Here is a 16,885-nt window from a genome sequence, read left to right on the forward strand (position 1 = left end):
GGCCGGATCAATCGGCGGCGGCCGAGTTGGCGGGCCCCTTCCAGGGAGCGAAGCGCGGCAGCAGCAGGATACCGGGAAGGGCCCCCAGGGTGCTCACGGCATAAAAGAGGGGCCAGCCCAGGCTGGAGACCAGAAAGCCCGTGGGAGCCCCGGCCAGCACTCGGGTGACGGCCATGAGGCTGGAAAGGAGCGCAAACTGGGTGGCCGTATAGCGCTTGTCACACAGGCTCATGAGGAAGGCCAAGAAGGCCGCCGTTCCCAGACCGCCGCAGATGTTTTCCACCGCCACCGCGCCCACCATGGCGGGATAGTTGTGCCCGAGCAGGGCCAAGCCCGTGAAGCCCAGGTTGGAGACGGCCTGCAGAAAGGCGAAGATCCACAGGGACCGATGGATGCCCATCCGGGCAATGATGCCTCCTCCCGCCAGGGTCCCCACGATGGTGGCCGCCAGCCCGAAGGCCTTGTTGACCGTTCCCACTTCGGTTCGGGTAAAGCCGATGTCCAAGAGAAAAGGGGTGGTCATGGCGCCGGCGATGGCGTCCCCCAGCTTGAAGACCATGATGAAGGCCAACATCTCCACCGCACCGGATCTTTTGAAATAGTCGGCAAGGGGCATCCAGACGGCTTCTCTGAGTGAGGCCGGTACGGCCCCGCGGGGATGGGGGGGCTCCGGGGAAACGAAGGCAAAAAGGGCGCAGGCGCCCATGGCCGCCGCCATCAATCCATACACATGCCGCCAAGGCAGGTGATCGGAAAGGATGAGGGCCAGGGCCCCGGAGGTGAGCATGGCCAGTCGGTAGCCCACCACGCTGGTGGCCGCGCCGGCTCCCTTTTCCCGGTCGGGCAGGACGTCGGCGCGATAGGCGTCGATCACAATGTCCTGGCTGGCGCTGAGAAAGGCCACCGAAAGGGCCAGTAGGCCCATGAACATCAGGTGGCGACTGGGGGAAAAGGTGCCCAGGGCCAGAATGGTTCCGGCCAGCAGGAGCTGGGTCACGAGGATCCATCCGCGCCGGCGCCCGAGCCAGGGCGGGGTGAAGCGGTCCATGAGCGGAGCCCAGACGATCTTGAGGGTATAAGGCAGTCCCACCAGGGAGAAGATGCCGATGAGGCGGATATCCACCTTTTCCGAGGCCATCCAGGCCTGAAGGGTGGACCCGGTGAGTGCCAAGGGCAGGCCGGACGAAAACCCCAGCCCCAGCAGGCAGAGCACCCGGCGGCGCAGATAAACGGAAAGCCAGGAAGTGTTCATGTCATCCCACGTGTGAGAAGGACTTGGAGGGCCTTTCCAGCCCGGGTTGCCGAAAGATCCCTTTTCTCACAAGCAGGGGGCTTTGGGCAAGGCTTGTCCCCGGCCGGACCGGGGTGGTAAAGGCCTTTGCCCCGTGGCCGTTTGGTGCTAGGAAGGCTCTGCACGGGGCGCAGGCCTTTCGGGGGCGGCCCTCGCGACTGGACCTCCGGCCAGGGAGTCCTGGCGGACGACCGAGATGGCACGTAAAAACAAGGAACGGTTTCCAATCATGAGTCTTCAAGCCGGTATCCCATCCGGTATCCTCGACGGGGATCTCCTCCAATGTGAGGACGTGCATCGGGTCTATCCCGTCAAGGTGAGTCCGCTTTTCCGGAACTTGCTGGAAAAGCCGGGAGATCCCATCTGGCGGCAGGTCATGCCCGATGTCAGGGAGCTTCGGGATGAGGGCCCCTTGGCCATGGAAGATCCGTTGGGCGAGGAGGCCCGGTCGCCCGTGCCCAACCTGGTGCACCGCTACCCCGACCGGGTGCTTTGGATCGTCTCCCACGTCTGTGCCGTCCATTGCCGCTTCTGCACCCGCAAGAGGCGTTGGACCCGGCCGGTGGCACTCAACGAGGAGATGATCCAAAGGGCTCTGGACTATATCGCCCGGACCCCGGCGGTGCGGGACGTGCTCCTTTCCGGCGGTGATCCCCTGATGCTGTCCGCGGCCATGGTCGACGATCTGTGTTCTCGCCTGCGCCGCATCTCCCATGTGCGGATTCTTCGCGTCGGCACGCGGGTTCCCTTCGCCGCCCCGGAGCGGATAACCGACGAGCTGGTTGGGGTCCTCCGGGGGCACCATCCGCTCTTTGTGAACATCCACGTGAATCATCCCCGGGAGATCACGCCCGAAGCCCGGGAGGCCTGTGCCCGGCTGGCCGATGCGGGAATCCCGCTGGGAAGCCAGACGGTCCTTCTCCGGGACGTGAACGACGATCCCTCGGTTCTGGAGGAGCTGTTCGTGGAGTTGCTTTCCCTGCGGGTTCGGCCCTACTATCTCCTGCAGATGGATCTCATGAAGAGCACGGCGCACTTTCGAACCGGGGTCAGCGACGGGCTGCGCCTTCTTCAAAGGCTGCGCAACCGCATCTCCGGCCTGGCCTTGCCCCAGTTCGTGGTGGATCTTCCGGGAGGATACGGCAAGGTGCCGCTGCTGCCCCAGGCCGTGGAAAAGATCGAAGCGGAACGCATCGTCTTTCGAAATTACGAGGGACGGCGGTGCAGCTATCCGTTGGTGGAAGGGGAGGGGCCGGTTCTGGCGAAGCTTCTGGGCAAGGATGGGTGATGGACGCCCGGCGTGTGTGCCTTTTTGAGACGCCAGGAGCTTGTCCGATCATGGCCTTTCAGCCTTTTGGGAGGTCTTGAACTGGTTGAAATTCCACTGTTCCCTGTGGCTCTTTTGGTACCTTGTGGGGGCCGGTTCCAAACCCGCCCCTCTTTCCTTCCATTCGCACAAGGAGTGAGGAGCCTGGGCGTTCTCGGACAATCTCCTGGGTGCTCTTTTTGCTCCTGGCGGCCCGCCGGCGGGACATGGCCGAGAACCTGACCCCTGTCCAGATCCCGGCGGGCTTGGGCCGCACCCTCCGGCCTCAAGTGGCCCAAGGGGGTTGGGCGGCCAAATGCTCGATCCCGGCTGTTGCTGTTTCGGCGGTGGGATGGCTGTGGTTTCGCTACAGGTCTTCGGTCTCAACCCTTTCCCATCGGGGCCCCAGGGGCGTGTCCATCACCCGAATGCCCCTTTCCAACAGCTGATCCCGAATCCGATCGGCGCTCGCCCAGTCTTTGGCCTTCCGGGCCTCCTCCCTTCGGTCCAACAAAGCCTTTTCCTCTTGGCTCAAGGGACTCAGCTCCACCCGGAACAACCCCAGCACCTGGTCAATATGGCGCAGGGACGCCAGGATCTGTTCCTTCTGTTCCCCGTGCAAGGGCTCCCTGTCCAATAGCGGGTTCAGTTGGCGGATGAACTGGAAGAGGGCGGCCAGGGCCTGGGGGGTGTTGAGATCGTCGGCCAGGGCATCGAAGAAGCCCTGTTCCAGGGCGAAGAGGGCTTCTTCCACGGCGGGATTCCGATCCCCATGGCTGGGGCTGTGCTGAATGCGGCCGATGAATTCCCGGATGCGCTTGAGCCCCCGTGAGGCGCTCTGGAGGCTTTCCAGGGACGCATTCATGGGCTTTCGATAGTGGGAACTCAAAAGCCAGAATCGGATCTGGGCCGGTGTGAAGCCCTGTTCATAGAGGGCCTGGAGGTGGGCGGCACCGGCGGTCGATGCGTCGTCACTTGCCTTGAGGTGCACCCTTTCCGCCAGAAGCCACGTGTTGGCATAGGGTTTTCCGGTGAGGGCCTCGGCGATGGCCCGCACGTTTTCCAAATGGGGAAAGAGAAAATCCATGCTGCTCACATGGATGTCCAGCGGATAACCGAACTGGTCGAGCACGGCGGCCGCGACGGCGATGTGCCACGTGGGCAGGACATTGCCCCATTCGGTCTTGAGATAGTCGCCGCGTTTGAGTTCCGCCAGGGTGGCCCGCTTGAGAAGGGCGAAGTCCCGGGGGTTGAGCTTTTCGTAGGCGTCCAGGTCCACCGTGGTCCCCACCCGGATCTTCTTGGGGTCGATTCCCGAAAGAGTCCCGTAGTCGGTGAACCCCGCCAGGCTGAAGTAGACGGAACGCAGCTTTTCGTAGGCCATCCCCTTCTGGAGGAGCGTTCGGGTGGTCTCCACAACGGCGTTGAGGTGTTCGGAGGTCCGGCTCATGCGCAAAGATGGGGTGATCCCCAGCCGGCGGAGCTGCCCGCTGAGGCGAGAGACCGTCTCCTCCACGTAGGGGTCCAGGTCCAGACCCTTGTGCTGGGCGCACTGGATGGAGCGGCTGTCCAGATCCGGGATCAGCACGAAGACCTCCGCCTGGAAGCCCTTGACCGAGAGGAAACGGGTCAAGAGATCGGCCAGGATGAATCGGCGGGCGGCTTCCACTTCGATGCCGGAATCCAGGCGGGGTCCCGTGACGGCAATGCGCACCTTGCCTTCCTGAACCGGCTTGAAGTCCACCTTCTTCCGTCTGAGAAAATCGAAGAATTGGAAATCGGGTTCCAGCAGGGTGGTGAACAGATTGGTGCTCAGGTAGCGATCTCCACCGTCGGGCAGCACCGCCACAATGATCCCGTCTTCGCGCTCCGCGGCGATCTGGGCCGCCGCCGCCATGGCGGCTCCCGAACTCATGCCCACGAAGATGCCCTCTTCCTTGGCGAGGCGCCGGGCCATCTCGAAGGCGTCTTCGTCCTTGACGTGAAGGATTCGATCCAATTGATACCGGTCAAAGATCCCGGGCACATAGGATTCCTTCATGTTCTTCAGCCCCTGGATCTTGTGGCCCGGGTAGGGTTCAACCGCCACCACCTGGATCCGCGGGTCGCGCTCCTTCATGGCCCGCAGGATGCCCATGGCCGTGCCGCTGGTTCCCAGCGTGGTGACCACCACGTTCACCCGGCCGTCGGTCTGTTCGTAGATTTCGGGACCCGTGCCGTGGTAGTGGGCCAGCGGATTGGCGGGATTGTTGAACTGGTCCGCCAGAAAGTACTTGTCCGGGTTCTCCCGCACCATGCGGTAGACTTCCTCGATGGCGCCGTCCGTGGCCAGGGCTCCGGGCGTGAGCAGCAGTTCGGCGCCCAGGGCCTTCAAGATCTTCTGGCGTTCCAGGCTGGCCGTTTCCGGCATGGCCAATATGAGTCGATAGCCCTTGACGGCGGCCACCACCGCCAGGCCGATGCCCGTGTTGCCGCTGGTGGCTTCGATGATGGTCTTGTCCGGGGTGAGTTCCCCGCTTTGCTCGGCGGCCTCGATCATGGAAAGGGCCGGTCGATCCTTGATGGAACCGCCCGGATTCTTGGCTTCCAGCTTGACATAGATGGTCGTTTTGGGGTTGGGGTTGAGCTTGTTGATCCGGACCAGGGGTGTGTGGCCTATGAGCTCCAAGACACTATCGTAAACATTCTTCATGACCTTCGGCTCCCGGACTGTGGTTGCTGTTCTGCCTGGGTGCTTGGCAGACGGTATCGCCTTGCGGCCGATAAAGCGGTTGGTATGATGACTACTTTCGAGGCGTTTGTCAAAGCGACGGGTATTTGTGAAAAATGGCGCACAGAAAAGCCGCTTCCACGGCATGGAAGCAAGTATATTCAAACGTTTGACGAGAGGCATGGGAGGCGCTATAAATACGCCCATCGATCGGGTTGTGAGAACGAAAACGCGCGGCAGGATGGAGCCAGAAGGAGCGATCCATGAAGATCGGCGTTATGGGAACCGGTGGCGTTGGCGGGTATTTTGGGGGATTTTTGGCACGCGCGGGCATGGACATCCACTTTCTTGCCCGGGGAAAACATCTCCAGGCCCTTCAGGAAGACGGTCTGGAGGTTGTGACGAACAACGAGAACTTTCGCGTGCGGATCCACGCCACCAGCGAGCCGGATGACATCGGTCCGGTGGATCTGCTTCTTTTTTGCGTCAAGGCCCACGATACGGAGCAGGCGGCCCGCTACGTGGAATCCCTGGTGGAGGAGGACACCGTGGTCCTCACCCTCCAGAACGGAATCGACAACGTGGACAAGCTGTCCCACCACTTCGGCGAAGAGAAGATCTTGGGGGGGCACCGCCTACATCGAGTCCACCATCGCCTCGCCGGGGGTGATCGCTCATTCGGGACCGCCGGGCCGGATCGTTTTTGGCGAGCTGGACGGGGAGCACACGGAGCGGGTGGATCGGATCTTGGATCTTTTCCAAAAGGCGGAGATTGAGGCGGAAGTTTCCAGCAATATCCAGCAGGTTCTCTGGTCCAAGTTTCTTTTCATCTGCGGGGTGCATGGTGTGAGCACCCTGTCGCGTTCCACGCTGGGGCTGGTGTTGGCCTGTCCGGAAACCCGGGAGATCTTGACCGGGGTGATGCGGGAGGTGGAGGCGCTGGCACGAAAGCGGGGCGTGGGCCTTCCCGAGGGCGTGGTGGAGGGGGCGATGGACCTGGCCCAGTCCTACAACAAGCGTTTCAAGCCGTCCATGCTGCGCGACCTGGAGTGGCGTCGCAAAACGGAGATCGAGGCCCTGAACGGCATGGTGGTCCGAATGGCCCGGGAGCTGGGGGTGCCCACGCCTTACAATGAAGTGATCTATGCGGTGATGCGCCTGGAAAACAAGAAGATCGAAAACCCGGTCTGGGCCGGTCAGCTTGCGGCCGATGATTGATTGTGCCAGGCCTGGTGCCAAGCGCTGGACCCGGCCGGACACCGTCTGAAGGGGCGAATCCGCCGGGTCGGCCCCATCCGAATCTGTTTCAGCCGCCCGGAGTCACGGCTGGCGAGCCGGGGAACGCTTCCGGGGATTCCCGCCACCTTATCGCCTTTACGGAATAAATTCCTCGATACCCAATTCTTTGGCACGGCGCACGACCCGATCCACCACGTGCGGATCCATGGCGATGTCGTCCGGCCAGGTCCGCAGGTGGCCGTCCTCGGGACCCTTTTTGGTGGCGTCCACCACCAAGCGGCCGTCTTGTCGGAGCAGATCCCGCTTGGGATCCACATTGTTGAAGAGCTTCCAGAGCACCAGGGATCCGTCCCGCAAATCGATGTGAGAATCGTAGAAGACAAAGATGGAAAAGTCCTGGAGTTCCTGGGAGTCCAAAAGGCCCTGGGCGACGGAAAGGGCTGAAGTGGTTCCGTCCTTTTGGAAGTTGAGCAGCATCACGGGGTTTCGGACCGCCAGATCCGGCCGGTGCACGTGTGTGATTCGGTGGCTGACCTTGCGGGCGTGTGGGTACAGGGCGGAGTCTTCCGGCCACTGGCGCCGGATGGGGCGATCCGGCCGGGCGGATTCGGAGGGCAGCCGCCGGGTTGCGTCAAGGCCGATCTTGCCGCCGAAAAGAGGCTCCGGTGCACTGTGGTCCAGCACATCCAGCACGCCCTCCGTGACGTACACATCGCGTTCCAGATCCAGGTGATTGAGGACCGTCTCCAGGAGGGGACGGGGTCTGGAAAGGTCTGCATCGGCGTCCACTACCGCCAAAGCTTTGCAAAAGCTCATCTGCCCCTGGCCCCACAGGGCGCTCATGACTTTGCGGGCGTGTCCCGGATATTCCTTGTCCAGGGCGATGACGGTGATGTTGTGAAAGACGCCTTCCCAGGGGAGCCAATAATCTTTGATTTCGGGCAACACCGCCTGCAGCAGGGGCAGGAAGATCCGTTCCGTGGCCTTGGCCAGGTAGCAGTCTTCCATGGGAGGACGTCCCACGATGGTGGCCGGATAGATGGGGTTGCGGCGGTGGGTGATGGCCGTGAGATGGAAGACGGGGTAGAGATCCGCCAACGAGTAGTAACCGGTGTGATCACCGAAGGGGCCTTCCACCCGCATTTCCTCCGGATCCACGTATCCTTCCAGGATGAATTCGGCCTCCGCGGGCACTTCCAGGTCCACCGTCACCGCCTTGGTCAGGGGCACGGGGGCCCGCCGGATGAAGCCGGAAAGGATCATCTCGTCCACGCCCCGGGGAAGGGGCGCCGTAGCCGCGTAGGTGGTGGCCGGATCGGTTCCGATGGCCACGGCCACCGGCATGCGTTTGCCTGCCCTGCGGTATTCCTGAAAGTAGTGGGAGCCGTCCTTGTGGATATGCCAGTGCATGCCCGTGGTGGTGCGGTCGTAGACCTGAAGGCGGTACATACCGGCGTTTCGTTTTCCGGTTTTGAGGCTCTTGGTGATCACCACCGGCAGGGTGACGAAGGGGCCGCCATCCTGGGGCCAGCACTTGAGAATGGGCAATTGGAAAAGATCGATCCGGGAGCCGGTGAGCACCACCTCCTGGCACGGGGCTCGGCGGGTCCGACGTGGGAAAAAGCGCAGGAGATCCACCCCCAAGGGCAGCAGCCTCACGGCCTGGGCCAGTGACCGGGGAGGCTCCATTTCGATGAACCGGCGCACGCGGGCGGCCAAATCGTCCAGATCCTCCACCCCCAGGGCCATGCAGATGCGCTTCCGGCTGCCGAAGGCGTTGGTCAGGACGGGAAAGGGCGAATCCAGGACCTTTTCGAACAAGAGCGCCTTGCCGCCCCCCGGACTCTTGCTGGCCAGATCGGTGATCTGCGTGATCTCCAGATCCCGGGACACCGGCGCCTGGACTCGAAGCAGCTCTCCACTTTGTTCCAGGGCTCGAACGAACTCACCCAGGTTGCGATACGAAGTCTTGATCATCCCGCGGGCTCCCCTCTCGTTTTCATGTGCCACTTAAGGGCGGGTCTCAAAGGACGCCGGGGTGCATCCGCCCCTAATATGGTCCTTCCCAGCCGTTCTTTTCAAGGTGGGACTCGTTGTTGGGTGAACGGTCCATCTTCCAGTGTCTGTCTCCGCACAGGCCCCCCCGGGATGCCCGATAACGGGTTTGTTGAAAGTCGGATCCGGAGATTTTTCCTCCTCGAAGGAACGGCCTTGGCCGCGATGTGCGCCACCGGCAAGCCGTTACCCGGAATGGCCCTTGGAGACCATGGAGCCGCAGGAGACTCTCGCTGCCACAAAGGGGCGCCCACGGCATGTCGGGCAGGCGATGGAACCGGACAAGCCGCCCCTTCTCGAAGGGGCCCCCGGCGGATACGGTCCCTTTATCGGGTGCGCTGTCCGCCGTTTTTCACGGCCGTGAGAAAGTAGGTGATCCCTCCGGTGAGTCGTTGCACCCTGGAGGAGTGGAACCCTGCATCCCCGGCCCGGGCGCTCAGCTCCTCCGGTGTGACGAAGGCTCCCACCGAGGCCGGAAGATACGCATAGGCTTCCGGATCCCGGGATACGGCCCCGCCCAAGCGAGGTAGGATCTTTTCGAAATAGAAAAGATAGAGCCTTTTCAAAAGGGCGGAGGACGGCAGCGTGAATTCCAGGACCAGAAGGAGTCCCCCCGGCCGGAGCACACGGTGAAATTCCTTCAGGGCCGCCCCCATGTGGGGAACGTTTCGGATGCCGTAGGCGATCATGACGGCGTGGAAGGTCTCCGCCGGGAAGGGCAATTCCAGGGCGTCGCCCTGGAGCAGTGGGTAGCGGGAGGCGCTCCATCCTTTCCTGTCCCGTTTGGCCTGGGCGATTTGGAGCATGTTGAAAGCCAGGTCCAACCCCACCACGTGAGCGTCCCCCTGGGCCTGAAGAGCAGCCAAGGCCAGGTCTCCGGTCCCCGTGGCCACGTCCAGAATCACGCTCCCGGGCGGCAGGGCCAGGGCCCGCACGGCTTTCCGGCGCCACCACAGGTCCAGACCGGCGGAGAGAAAGTGGTTGAGAAAGTCATAGGTGGCGGCGATGCGGTCGAACATGGAACCGATGCGCTGCTGGGTCTTTTCCAGGGAAACCGGTTGCACGCGGGCCACTCCTTTAGGAAAGGCGAAGGTCGAGCCAGACGGCCACAAAAAGAAGGACGCTCACCACGCTGTTCACATGGAAAAAGGCCACGGGGATGGCCTCCAGGCGGTCCGGGCGGACCATGCGGTGCTCCACCAAGAGCAGGCCCGAGATGAGGGCGAGCAGCGCGAAGAAAAGGCCTCCCAGGTGGAAGGCCAACCCCATGGCGGCCAAAGCCAGCACGGTGAGCACGTGGAGGGCCGATGAAAAGGCCAGAGCCCGTGTCAGGCCCCAACGCGACGGCAGGCTGTGCAGGCCCGCCGAGGTGTCGAAATCCACGTCCTGGCAGGCGTAAAGGATGTCGAAGCCGGCGATGTAGGTCATGAGTGCGGCGGAAAGGAGCAGGATGCGCCCGTCCAGGGATCCTGTGACGGCGATCCAGGCACCCACCGGCGCCAGCCCGATGGCGAATCCCAGCACCAGATGGGAGCCAGCCGTGAAACGCTTGGTGTAGGAGTAGAAAAAGAGAACCATCAGGCACGGCAGGGAGAGCTTCAGACACAGGTCCCCCAGCATGGCGGCGCTCAGCACAAAGAGCGCGGAAGACAAAAGGACCAGCAGCCCCATGGCCCGAACAGAGATCTCCCCCGTCACCGAGGGGCGGGAGGCCGTGCGGGGATTCAGTGCGTCAAAGCGTCGGTCCACCAGGCGGTTGAAGCCCATGGCCGCCGAGCGGGCGCCGGCCATGGCCAGAATGATCCACAGGAGGGTTCTGGCCGTGAGCGGAGTCTGGCGGTGGGCCAGTAGGGCCGCCGACAGCGCGAAAGGGAGCGCAAAGATGGTGTGGCTGAACTTAATGAGTCGTCCGTAGGTATGAAGGGATCGGATCCACATCCCAAATTCCTCGCGTGGGTCAATACGGGCAAAGGCGCTGGTCATCCAAGCCCGTATCTATTAGCATAGGAAGCCGCACAATCAACAGGGATTTCAATGGATCTGGAAGGAAGCATTTCATGGCGACATTACGGAAGGGAACGGAACTGGACTGTTCCGTGGATAAGCTGGCCTTCGGGGGGCGGGCCGTGGCCCGGGTGGACGGCTTTGTGGTCTTCCTGGATCGGGCCCTGCCGGGTCAGAAGGTCCGGGCGCGGGTTGTCAAGAAGCGAAAGAATTACGCGGAAGCGGTGGTCCTGGAGGTGCTGGAAGCCTCACCCCATCAGGTGGAGCCCCTGTGCACCCATTTTGGGGTGTGCGGCGGGTGCCGGTGGCAGGATTTGGACTATGGGGAGCAACTGGCCTGGAAGCGGCGCCACGTGCAAGAGTGCCTGGAGCACCTGGGAGACGTGCTGGAAGCGCCGGTGGGGGAGGTGGTCCCGTCGCCCCGCACCGAATGTTACCGGAATAAGATGGAGTTTACCTTTTCCGGGTATCGCTGGCTTTCCCCGGAAGAGATTGCCCGCAAGGACGAGACCTTCGACCGCTCCTTCGCCTTGGGGTTGCACGTTCGAGGCCATTTCGACCGTGTCTTCGACATCGGGGACTGCCGGCTGCAATCTCCGGAAGCCATGGACATTGTGGCAGCAGTGCGGGACTTCGCCCGGGGAAGCGGGTTGCCGCCCTATTCCATCCGGGAGCACCGGGGGTGCTGGCGCTTCCTGGTGATCCGGGAAGGGAAGCGAACGGGCCAGCGCCTGGTGCACCTCATTACGGGCGATGTGCCCGGTGCCGAGGAAGCCGTGGATTCCCTGGGAGACTTCCTGCGGGAGACCTTCCCGCACATCACCACCTGCATCCATTCGGTCAACCGCACCCGCGCCCAGGTGGCCCAGGGCGATGATGAGCGGATTCTATGGGGCCCCGGGGTCATCGAGGAGCAGCTGGGAGATCTGCGGTTTCGCATCTCCGCCCAGTCCTTTTTCCAGACCAACCCCATGGCTGCGGAGCACCTGTACCAGACGGCCCTGGACTTCGCGGGCCTTGAGGGCTCGGAGACCGTGTGGGACCTCTATTGCGGCACGGGAAGCATCGCCCTTTTCGTGGCCCGACACGCCCGGAAGGTGGCGGGATTCGAAGTGGTGGAATCGGCCATTGAAGATGCCTATCGCAACGCGGCTCTGAACGACGTGGACAACTGCGTCTTTCGGGTGGGAGACCTGAAGGACGTGATCCGTGATCCCGCTTTGCGCGGACCGGGGGTGGATCTGCCGGATGTGGTTATCACCGACCCGCCCCGGGCGGGCATGCACCCTCACGTGGTTCAGGCCCTGCTGGAGCTGGCCCCCCAAAGGATCGTGGCCGTCTCCTGCAATCCCGCCACATTGGCGCGGGACTTGGCCCTTCTTTTGCCCAAATACCGGGTATGCCGGGTCCAGCCCTTCGACCTTTTCCCTCATACGCCCCACGTGGAATGCGTGGTCCAGCTGGATCGAAAGAGCAAAGCGTGACACCTTCCAACGGTCGTCGTGCCGCGTAGGGCGAAGGGAAGGGACGGTTGGCGGAGTGGACTGAAAAGGCTCGATCCGCCCACATTCTTTACGGGTTTCGAAGCACGGATGAGTCATGGCGAAGCAAACGAAAAAGAAGAGGAGGCCCCGGAGGCCCCGGGGCCGCTGGGTGCTCCAAGCGACGGCGCTCCTGGTCCTTCTGGTCCTGATCATGGGCGTGGTGGGCTTTATCTACCTGTCTGCCGAAATGGAAAAGCGCTTTTCCGGTAGGCTTTGGAGCGTCCCGGCCACGGTGCTCAGCGATTCGGTGGTCATCTATCCGGGCCAGGATCTGACCATTTCGGCCGTGGAAGACATGCTGACGGCCCGGGGATACCGTCCCGCCGTGGGCGGTCGGCTTCGGCCGGGAGAATACAAAAGATCGCGGCGGGCTCTGAGGATCTTCTTTCGAGCCTTCGCCTATCCAGGAAAAGATCTTCCGGCACGGGAGGTTGGGATTCGATTCCAGGGGGGGCGCATCCAGGAGATTCGCACCGGAAGCCGGCCCGTTCCTTACCTGGAAGTGGAACCCGTGGTGTTGGCGCGGCTTTTCGGCAAAGAGCGGGAAAGCCGACACCTGATCAGCATCAAAACGACGCCGGAGAACCTGATCCATGCGGTGATCGCCATCGAGGACCATCGCTTCTTCCAGCATCGGGGCATCGACTGGCGAGGTATCCTGCGGGCGTTGTGGGTGGACCTGCGGGCCGGGCGCGTGGTCCAGGGCGGCTCCACGCTCACCCAGCAGCTGGTGAAAAACTACTTCCTCCGCCCCGAACGGACCCTCAAACGAAAGCTTTTGGAAGCGGCCATGGCACTGGTGCTGGAGGCCCGTTATTCCAAAGAGCAAATCCTGGAGATGTACCTGAATGAAATCTACATGGGCCAACAGGGCAGCGTGGCCATCCACGGAATGGGACAGGCCGCCTTCACCTACTTCGGCCGGAACGTGGAGGATCTCACCCTGGCCGAGGCGGCGGCGCTGGCCGGGATGATCAAGGCGCCCAACCGTTATTCTCCCACTCGGCATCCCGATGCGTGCCGGGAACGGCGAAACGTGGTGCTGGCGCGCATGCGGGAATTGGGCCTGATCGACGCGGCGGCCTATGAATCGGCCCTTTCCCAACCGCTGCGCACCGTCTCCCGGGCCTTGTCCGGAAAGACCTTGGGCTACTATGTGGATTATGTGAACAGGCAGCTGGAAGAACTCTATTCGGAGGAGACCCTGTCGTCCGAGGGGCTGGTGATTTACACCAGCTACCGGCCGGAAATCGCTCTGGAAGCCGAAAGGGCGGTGCGGGAAGGATTGGCGGCCCTGGAAAAGAAACGGCCGGCCTTGTCGGCCTCGGATCCTGCCAAGGCGCTCCAGGCGGCGCTGGTGGTCGTGCAGCCCAAAACGGGCGCCCTGGTGGCTCTGGTGGGGGGACGGGACTTTGCGCTCAGTCCCTACAACCGGGCCGTGCGGGCCCACCGGCAGCCGGGTTCGGCCTTCAAGCCCTTCGTCTACCTCACGGCCCTGGACCAGGTGACCCCGGTGAGCTGGATCGAGGATATGCCCACGGCCTACCGGGTGGATGGAAAAGCCTGGGTTCCCCGAAACTATGACGGACGCTATCGGGGGGCCGTCATGGTGCGCGAGGCCCTGGCCCACTCTCTCAATGCCGCCACGGTGCACCTGGCCGTTCAGGTGGGACTGTCGAAAATCGTGGAAACGGCCCGCCGCCTGGGCCTTCAGTCGCCGCTCAAACCCTATCCCTCTCTGGCGTTGGGAGCGTTCGAGGTAACCCCGCTGGAGCTGGCGGGGGCTTACGCAGCGTTGGCCAACGAAGGCCAGCGGCCCCATCTGGTGACCATCAAGAAGGTGGTGACGCCGCAGGGGGCGGTCTTGGAGCGACGCCACATGTCACTCAAAACGGTGACCACGCCCGCCAAGGCCTTTTTGATAACCCGGATGTTGCAACGGGTGGTCCGGGAAGGCACCGCGCGAAGGCTGGCATCCTACGGTGTGGATTTTCCGTGCGCCGGCAAGACGGGGACCACCAGCGACTATCGGGACGCCTGGTTCGTGGGCTACACCAGCGATCTGCTGGCTCTCGTGTGGGTGGGGTTCGATGACAACCGTCCCACCCGACTGACCGGGTCCAGCGGAGCCCTGCCCCTGTGGGCCCGGTTCATGACCCGGATTCGGCCCTGGCTGCATCCCCAGGACTTTCCGGTTCCTCCTGGTGTGGTGGAACGAACGATTTGTCTGGACTCGGGGGACCTGGCCGTTCAGGGGTGTCCGAGAAAGGAAAGGGAATACTTCTTGGCCGAGAGGGTCCCCCAAAAACCGTGTACCCTGCATTGGAGGTGATTCATGGAGACCATCGTCTACCGTCCCATCGGCGTGATCCGTTCGCCCTTTGAAGATGCCAAGGGGGTTCCCATTCAGCCCAGCGGTGCCGCGGGCGTGGTGGGACGCGTGGAGGTGGCGGAACCCTACGTGGAGGGATTGAAGGATGTGGAGGGCTTTTCCCATGTGATCCTCTTGTACCATTTCCACCTGAGTGCCCCTTGGAAGCCCCTGGTGGTGCCCTTTCTGGATACGGTGGAGCGAGGGGTTTTTTCCACCCGGGCTCCGGCGCGGCCCAATCCCATCGGTTTTTCCGTTGTGGAGCTGGTGGGCCGGGAGGGCGGTGTGTTGCACGTGCGGGGGGTGGACGTGGTGGATGGGACCCCGCTTCTGGATATCAAGCCGTACGTGCCCGCTTTCGACCGACCTTCCGAATGCCGCGCCGGCTGGCTGGAGGGGGCGGGAAAGCGCGTGGAGCGTGTGCGCTCCGATGATCGTTTCCTGAAGGAGTGATCTTCATGAACGGGACCTTTCGAAACATCGGGACGGGTGTGGTGATGTGCGCGCTGGTGGCCGCCATGGCGGGGTGCGCCCCCAGAACGATGGTGTCGTTGCCGGGCCCCTGGACTCCCGCGCCCCGCAGGCCCGCCGTGGAGGCCCCTCGGGGGCCGGCAACGACGCCGGCTCAACGGGGGGAGATTCGCGAAGAAGACATCGAAGCACCCGAAACGGGAACGGCCGCCAAGCCGTCTGAACCAGCCGGGCCTCAGGTTGTGGCTTCGCTCCGACTGGTGGAGGAAGGGGACCGTGCCTTGGCCACGGGGGATGCGGAAGGTGCGCTGGCCCTCTATGAACAGGCGGTGCAGGTGGACGGCTACAACGGCCGAGCCTTCTTGGGTCTTGCCAAGGCGTGGCGGCTCAAGGGATTCGCTTCCCGGTCGCTGGAGTTTGCCCGGAAGGCTGAAATCCTCCTTCAGCACGATCCGGCCCGTCTCAAAGAAACCTACCTTCTGGAGGCCGATCTTTGCCGGCGGTTGGGAGATGCGGCCATGGAGGCGGCCTATCGGAGGAAGGCCCAAAGGCTTCCATGAGAAACGGCCTGGCAAGGAACAGGCGGGGCGGGCACTGGTGCCGCCTCGCGGGTGCAAGGCTTCAGCATGCCGGGTCCATCCTCCATTTTGGCATGCGGATGCGGAATGCCCTCCCCCAAGAGGCTTTGCCATGGAACGGAACGATTCGGCTGAGCAAGAGATTATGAAAGACGACCACGAGCACAAAGCACCTGGACACATGCGGGGAGGCTACCGGCCCTTCCTGTTGGTGCTGCTTTTCTTCTCCCTCTACCTGGTCTATTGCGTGCTCCAGCCGTTCCTGCACACCATTATCTTTTCTATCCTGCTGGCCAGCTTCTTTTCCCCGCTTCAGGAACGGGTGGTGAGATGGCTCCGGGGGCGAAAGAGCCTGGCCGCTTTGGTGGTGCTCTCTGTGATCGTGTTTGCCATCGCGCTACCCACCATCTTCTTTCTTTCCCAGTTGGTGAGCCAGGGCGTGGAGTCCGTGGGGCGTGTTACGGAATGGATCCGCCAGGGAAACCTTCAAAAAGTGGCGACCCATCCCACGGTGGTGACGGCCCTTTCCTGGATCAAAGAGCGCCTGTATTTCATCGACTTCTCCCATCTGGATATCGAGACCCATCTGCTGGCCGTGAGCAAGAACCTGGGTCAGTTTCTCATCAACCGGGGTGCGAGCCTTGTGGGCGATGCAGCGACCCTGGTGTCGCGCTTTTTCATCCTCATCTTCATCACCTTCTATTTACTCCGGGACGGGTCGGAGATGGTGACCAAGATCAAGTATCTTTCCCCGCTTCGGGAGGAACAGGAAGATCGAATCCTGGAAAAGATCAAGGGAGTGACCCGTTCCTCCATCATGGGCAGTTTCCTCACGGCCCTGAGCCAGGGTCTGGTGGGAGGCGTGGGGCTCATGCTGGTGGGGATCCCGGGACTCTTCTGGGGATCGGTCATGGCCTTCACGTCCTTCATCCCCGTGGTGGGCACGGCCTTGGTGTGGGTGCCGGCGGTGGGGTACCTGCTCCTTTTGGGAAAGATCAAATCGGCCATCTTTCTGGCCGCCTGGTGTGCCGTGCTGGTGGGGTCCATCGACAACTTCCTGCGCCCCTTTTTCATGCGGGGCCAGGCGGAGATGTCCACCTTCTATATCTTCTTGGCCATTCTGGGTGGCGTGCAGTTCTTTGGTCTGGCCGGCATCATCTATGGGCCGCTCATACTCGGATTTGCCATGGTCATGCTCTACATCTACCAGATCGAATACCGGGAACTGCTGGAAGAATCAACTGAGACGGTAGACGCCAAGGCTCAGGCGGAGGTCCGCTCCGCTCCGCGCTGATTTTCTTGGCCAAGGACCCGAT

Annotated in this window: 13 protein-coding genes; 8 read left to right on the top strand and 5 right to left on the bottom strand. The window is 62.7% G+C overall.

What is annotated here, in order from left to right:
- Positions 1-7: 7 nt before the first annotated feature.
- Entirely contained in the window at positions 8-1,252 is a 1,245-nt protein-coding gene (locus tag B9A12_RS05760; RefSeq protein WP_084056920.1) for an AmpG family muropeptide MFS transporter, read from the bottom strand.
- A 268-nt stretch (positions 1,253-1,520) separates the two neighbouring features.
- Here B9A12_RS05760 and B9A12_RS05765 point away from each other — a divergent pair, with 268 nt between their 5' ends.
- Entirely contained in the window at positions 1,521-2,579 is a 1,059-nt protein-coding gene (locus B9A12_RS05765) for a KamA family radical SAM protein (RefSeq protein ID WP_139796511.1), read from the top strand.
- Between the two features lie 385 nt (positions 2,580-2,964).
- On the opposite strand, the gene B9A12_RS05770 is transcribed toward B9A12_RS05765, so the two are convergent.
- Entirely contained in the window at positions 2,965-5,289 is a 2,325-nt protein-coding gene (locus tag B9A12_RS05770; RefSeq protein WP_084056922.1) for a cysteine synthase, read from the bottom strand.
- 281 nt (positions 5,290-5,570) lie between these two features.
- Between B9A12_RS05770 and B9A12_RS17560 the strand changes: the two genes are divergently transcribed.
- Positions 5,571-6,083 (top strand): ketopantoate reductase family protein, encoded by a 513-nt coding sequence (locus tag B9A12_RS17560; RefSeq protein WP_084056959.1) that lies wholly within the window; start codon positions 5,571-5,573, stop codon positions 6,081-6,083.
- Positions 5,974-6,525: a ketopantoate reductase family protein gene (locus tag B9A12_RS05780; RefSeq protein ID WP_245802359.1), complete on the top strand. Its 552-nt coding sequence runs from the start codon at positions 5,974-5,976 to the stop codon at positions 6,523-6,525. Before B9A12_RS17560 ends, B9A12_RS05780 begins: the two co-directional genes overlap by 110 nt.
- Before the next feature lie 156 nt (positions 6,526-6,681).
- On the opposite strand, the gene B9A12_RS05785 is transcribed toward B9A12_RS05780, so the two are convergent.
- From B9A12_RS05785 to B9A12_RS05795, 3 genes are all read right to left on the bottom strand, one after another.
- Positions 6,682-8,523: a menaquinone biosynthesis decarboxylase gene (locus B9A12_RS05785; protein ID WP_084056924.1), complete on the bottom strand. Its 1,842-nt coding sequence runs from the start codon at positions 8,521-8,523 to the stop codon at positions 6,682-6,684.
- Between the two features lie 404 nt (positions 8,524-8,927).
- The gene (ubiE, locus tag B9A12_RS05790; RefSeq protein ID WP_084056925.1) at positions 8,928-9,665 is read right to left on the bottom strand and encodes a bifunctional demethylmenaquinone methyltransferase/2-methoxy-6-polyprenyl-1,4-benzoquinol methylase UbiE; all 738 of its coding nucleotides are present in this window, start codon (positions 9,663-9,665) and stop codon (positions 8,928-8,930) included.
- A gap of 13 nt (positions 9,666-9,678) precedes the next feature.
- Positions 9,679-10,539: a UbiA-like polyprenyltransferase gene (locus B9A12_RS05795; protein WP_084056926.1), complete on the bottom strand. Its 861-nt coding sequence runs from the start codon at positions 10,537-10,539 to the stop codon at positions 9,679-9,681.
- A gap of 119 nt (positions 10,540-10,658) precedes the next feature.
- On the opposite strand from B9A12_RS05795, the gene rlmD reads away from it, so the two are divergent.
- From rlmD to B9A12_RS05820, 5 genes are all read left to right on the top strand, one after another.
- Positions 10,659-12,089 carry a 23S rRNA (uracil(1939)-C(5))-methyltransferase RlmD gene (gene rlmD / locus B9A12_RS05800; protein ID WP_084056927.1) on the top strand — a complete coding sequence of 477 codons (1,431 nt, stop codon included), beginning with the start codon at positions 10,659-10,661 and terminating at the stop codon, positions 12,087-12,089.
- Between the two features lie 115 nt (positions 12,090-12,204).
- A complete protein-coding gene (locus B9A12_RS05805) occupies positions 12,205-14,481 on the top strand; it encodes a transglycosylase domain-containing protein (protein ID WP_084056928.1) in 2,277 nt (758 codons plus the stop codon).
- A 3-nt stretch (positions 14,482-14,484) separates the two neighbouring features.
- The gene (gene tsaA / locus B9A12_RS05810; RefSeq protein ID WP_084056929.1) at positions 14,485-14,973 is read left to right on the top strand and encodes a tRNA (N6-threonylcarbamoyladenosine(37)-N6)-methyltransferase TrmO; all 489 of its coding nucleotides are present in this window, start codon (positions 14,485-14,487) and stop codon (positions 14,971-14,973) included.
- Between the two features lie 5 nt (positions 14,974-14,978).
- Positions 14,979-15,551, top strand: coding sequence for a tetratricopeptide repeat protein (locus tag B9A12_RS05815; RefSeq protein WP_084056930.1), 573 nt, complete (start codon positions 14,979-14,981; stop codon positions 15,549-15,551).
- Between the two features lie 130 nt (positions 15,552-15,681).
- Positions 15,682-16,863, top strand: a complete 1,182-nt coding sequence (locus B9A12_RS05820; RefSeq protein WP_245802360.1) for an AI-2E family transporter — start codon at positions 15,682-15,684, stop codon at positions 16,861-16,863.
- Positions 16,864-16,885: the final 22 nt, after the last annotated feature.

Origin of the sequence: Desulfacinum hydrothermale DSM 13146 (assembly GCF_900176285.1) — a bacterium.
GTDB lineage: Bacteria > Desulfobacterota > Syntrophobacteria > Syntrophobacterales > DSM-9756 > Desulfacinum > Desulfacinum hydrothermale.

Coding starts and splice junctions, on each gene's coding strand:
- B9A12_RS05760 (WP_084056920.1), bottom strand. CDS start 1,252: ATGAACACTTCCTGGCTTTCCGTTTATCTGCGCCGCCGGGTGCTCTGC.
- B9A12_RS05765 (WP_139796511.1), top strand. CDS start 1,521: ATGAGTCTTCAAGCCGGTATCCCATCCGGTATCCTCGACGGGGATCTC.
- B9A12_RS05770 (WP_084056922.1), bottom strand. CDS start 5,289: ATGAAGAATGTTTACGATAGTGTCTTGGAGCTCATAGGCCACACACCC.
- B9A12_RS17560 (WP_084056959.1), top strand. CDS start 5,571: ATGAAGATCGGCGTTATGGGAACCGGTGGCGTTGGCGGGTATTTTGGG.
- B9A12_RS05785 (WP_084056924.1), bottom strand. CDS start 8,523: ATGATCAAGACTTCGTATCGCAACCTGGGTGAGTTCGTTCGAGCCCTG.
- B9A12_RS05795 (WP_084056926.1), bottom strand. CDS start 10,539: ATGTGGATCCGATCCCTTCATACCTACGGACGACTCATTAAGTTCAGC.
- rlmD (WP_084056927.1), top strand. CDS start 10,659: ATGGCGACATTACGGAAGGGAACGGAACTGGACTGTTCCGTGGATAAG.
- B9A12_RS05805 (WP_084056928.1), top strand. CDS start 12,205: ATGGCGAAGCAAACGAAAAAGAAGAGGAGGCCCCGGAGGCCCCGGGGC.
- tsaA (WP_084056929.1), top strand. CDS start 14,485: ATGGAGACCATCGTCTACCGTCCCATCGGCGTGATCCGTTCGCCCTTT.
- B9A12_RS05815 (WP_084056930.1), top strand. CDS start 14,979: ATGAACGGGACCTTTCGAAACATCGGGACGGGTGTGGTGATGTGCGCG.
- B9A12_RS05820 (WP_245802360.1), top strand. CDS start 15,682: ATGGAACGGAACGATTCGGCTGAGCAAGAGATTATGAAAGACGACCAC.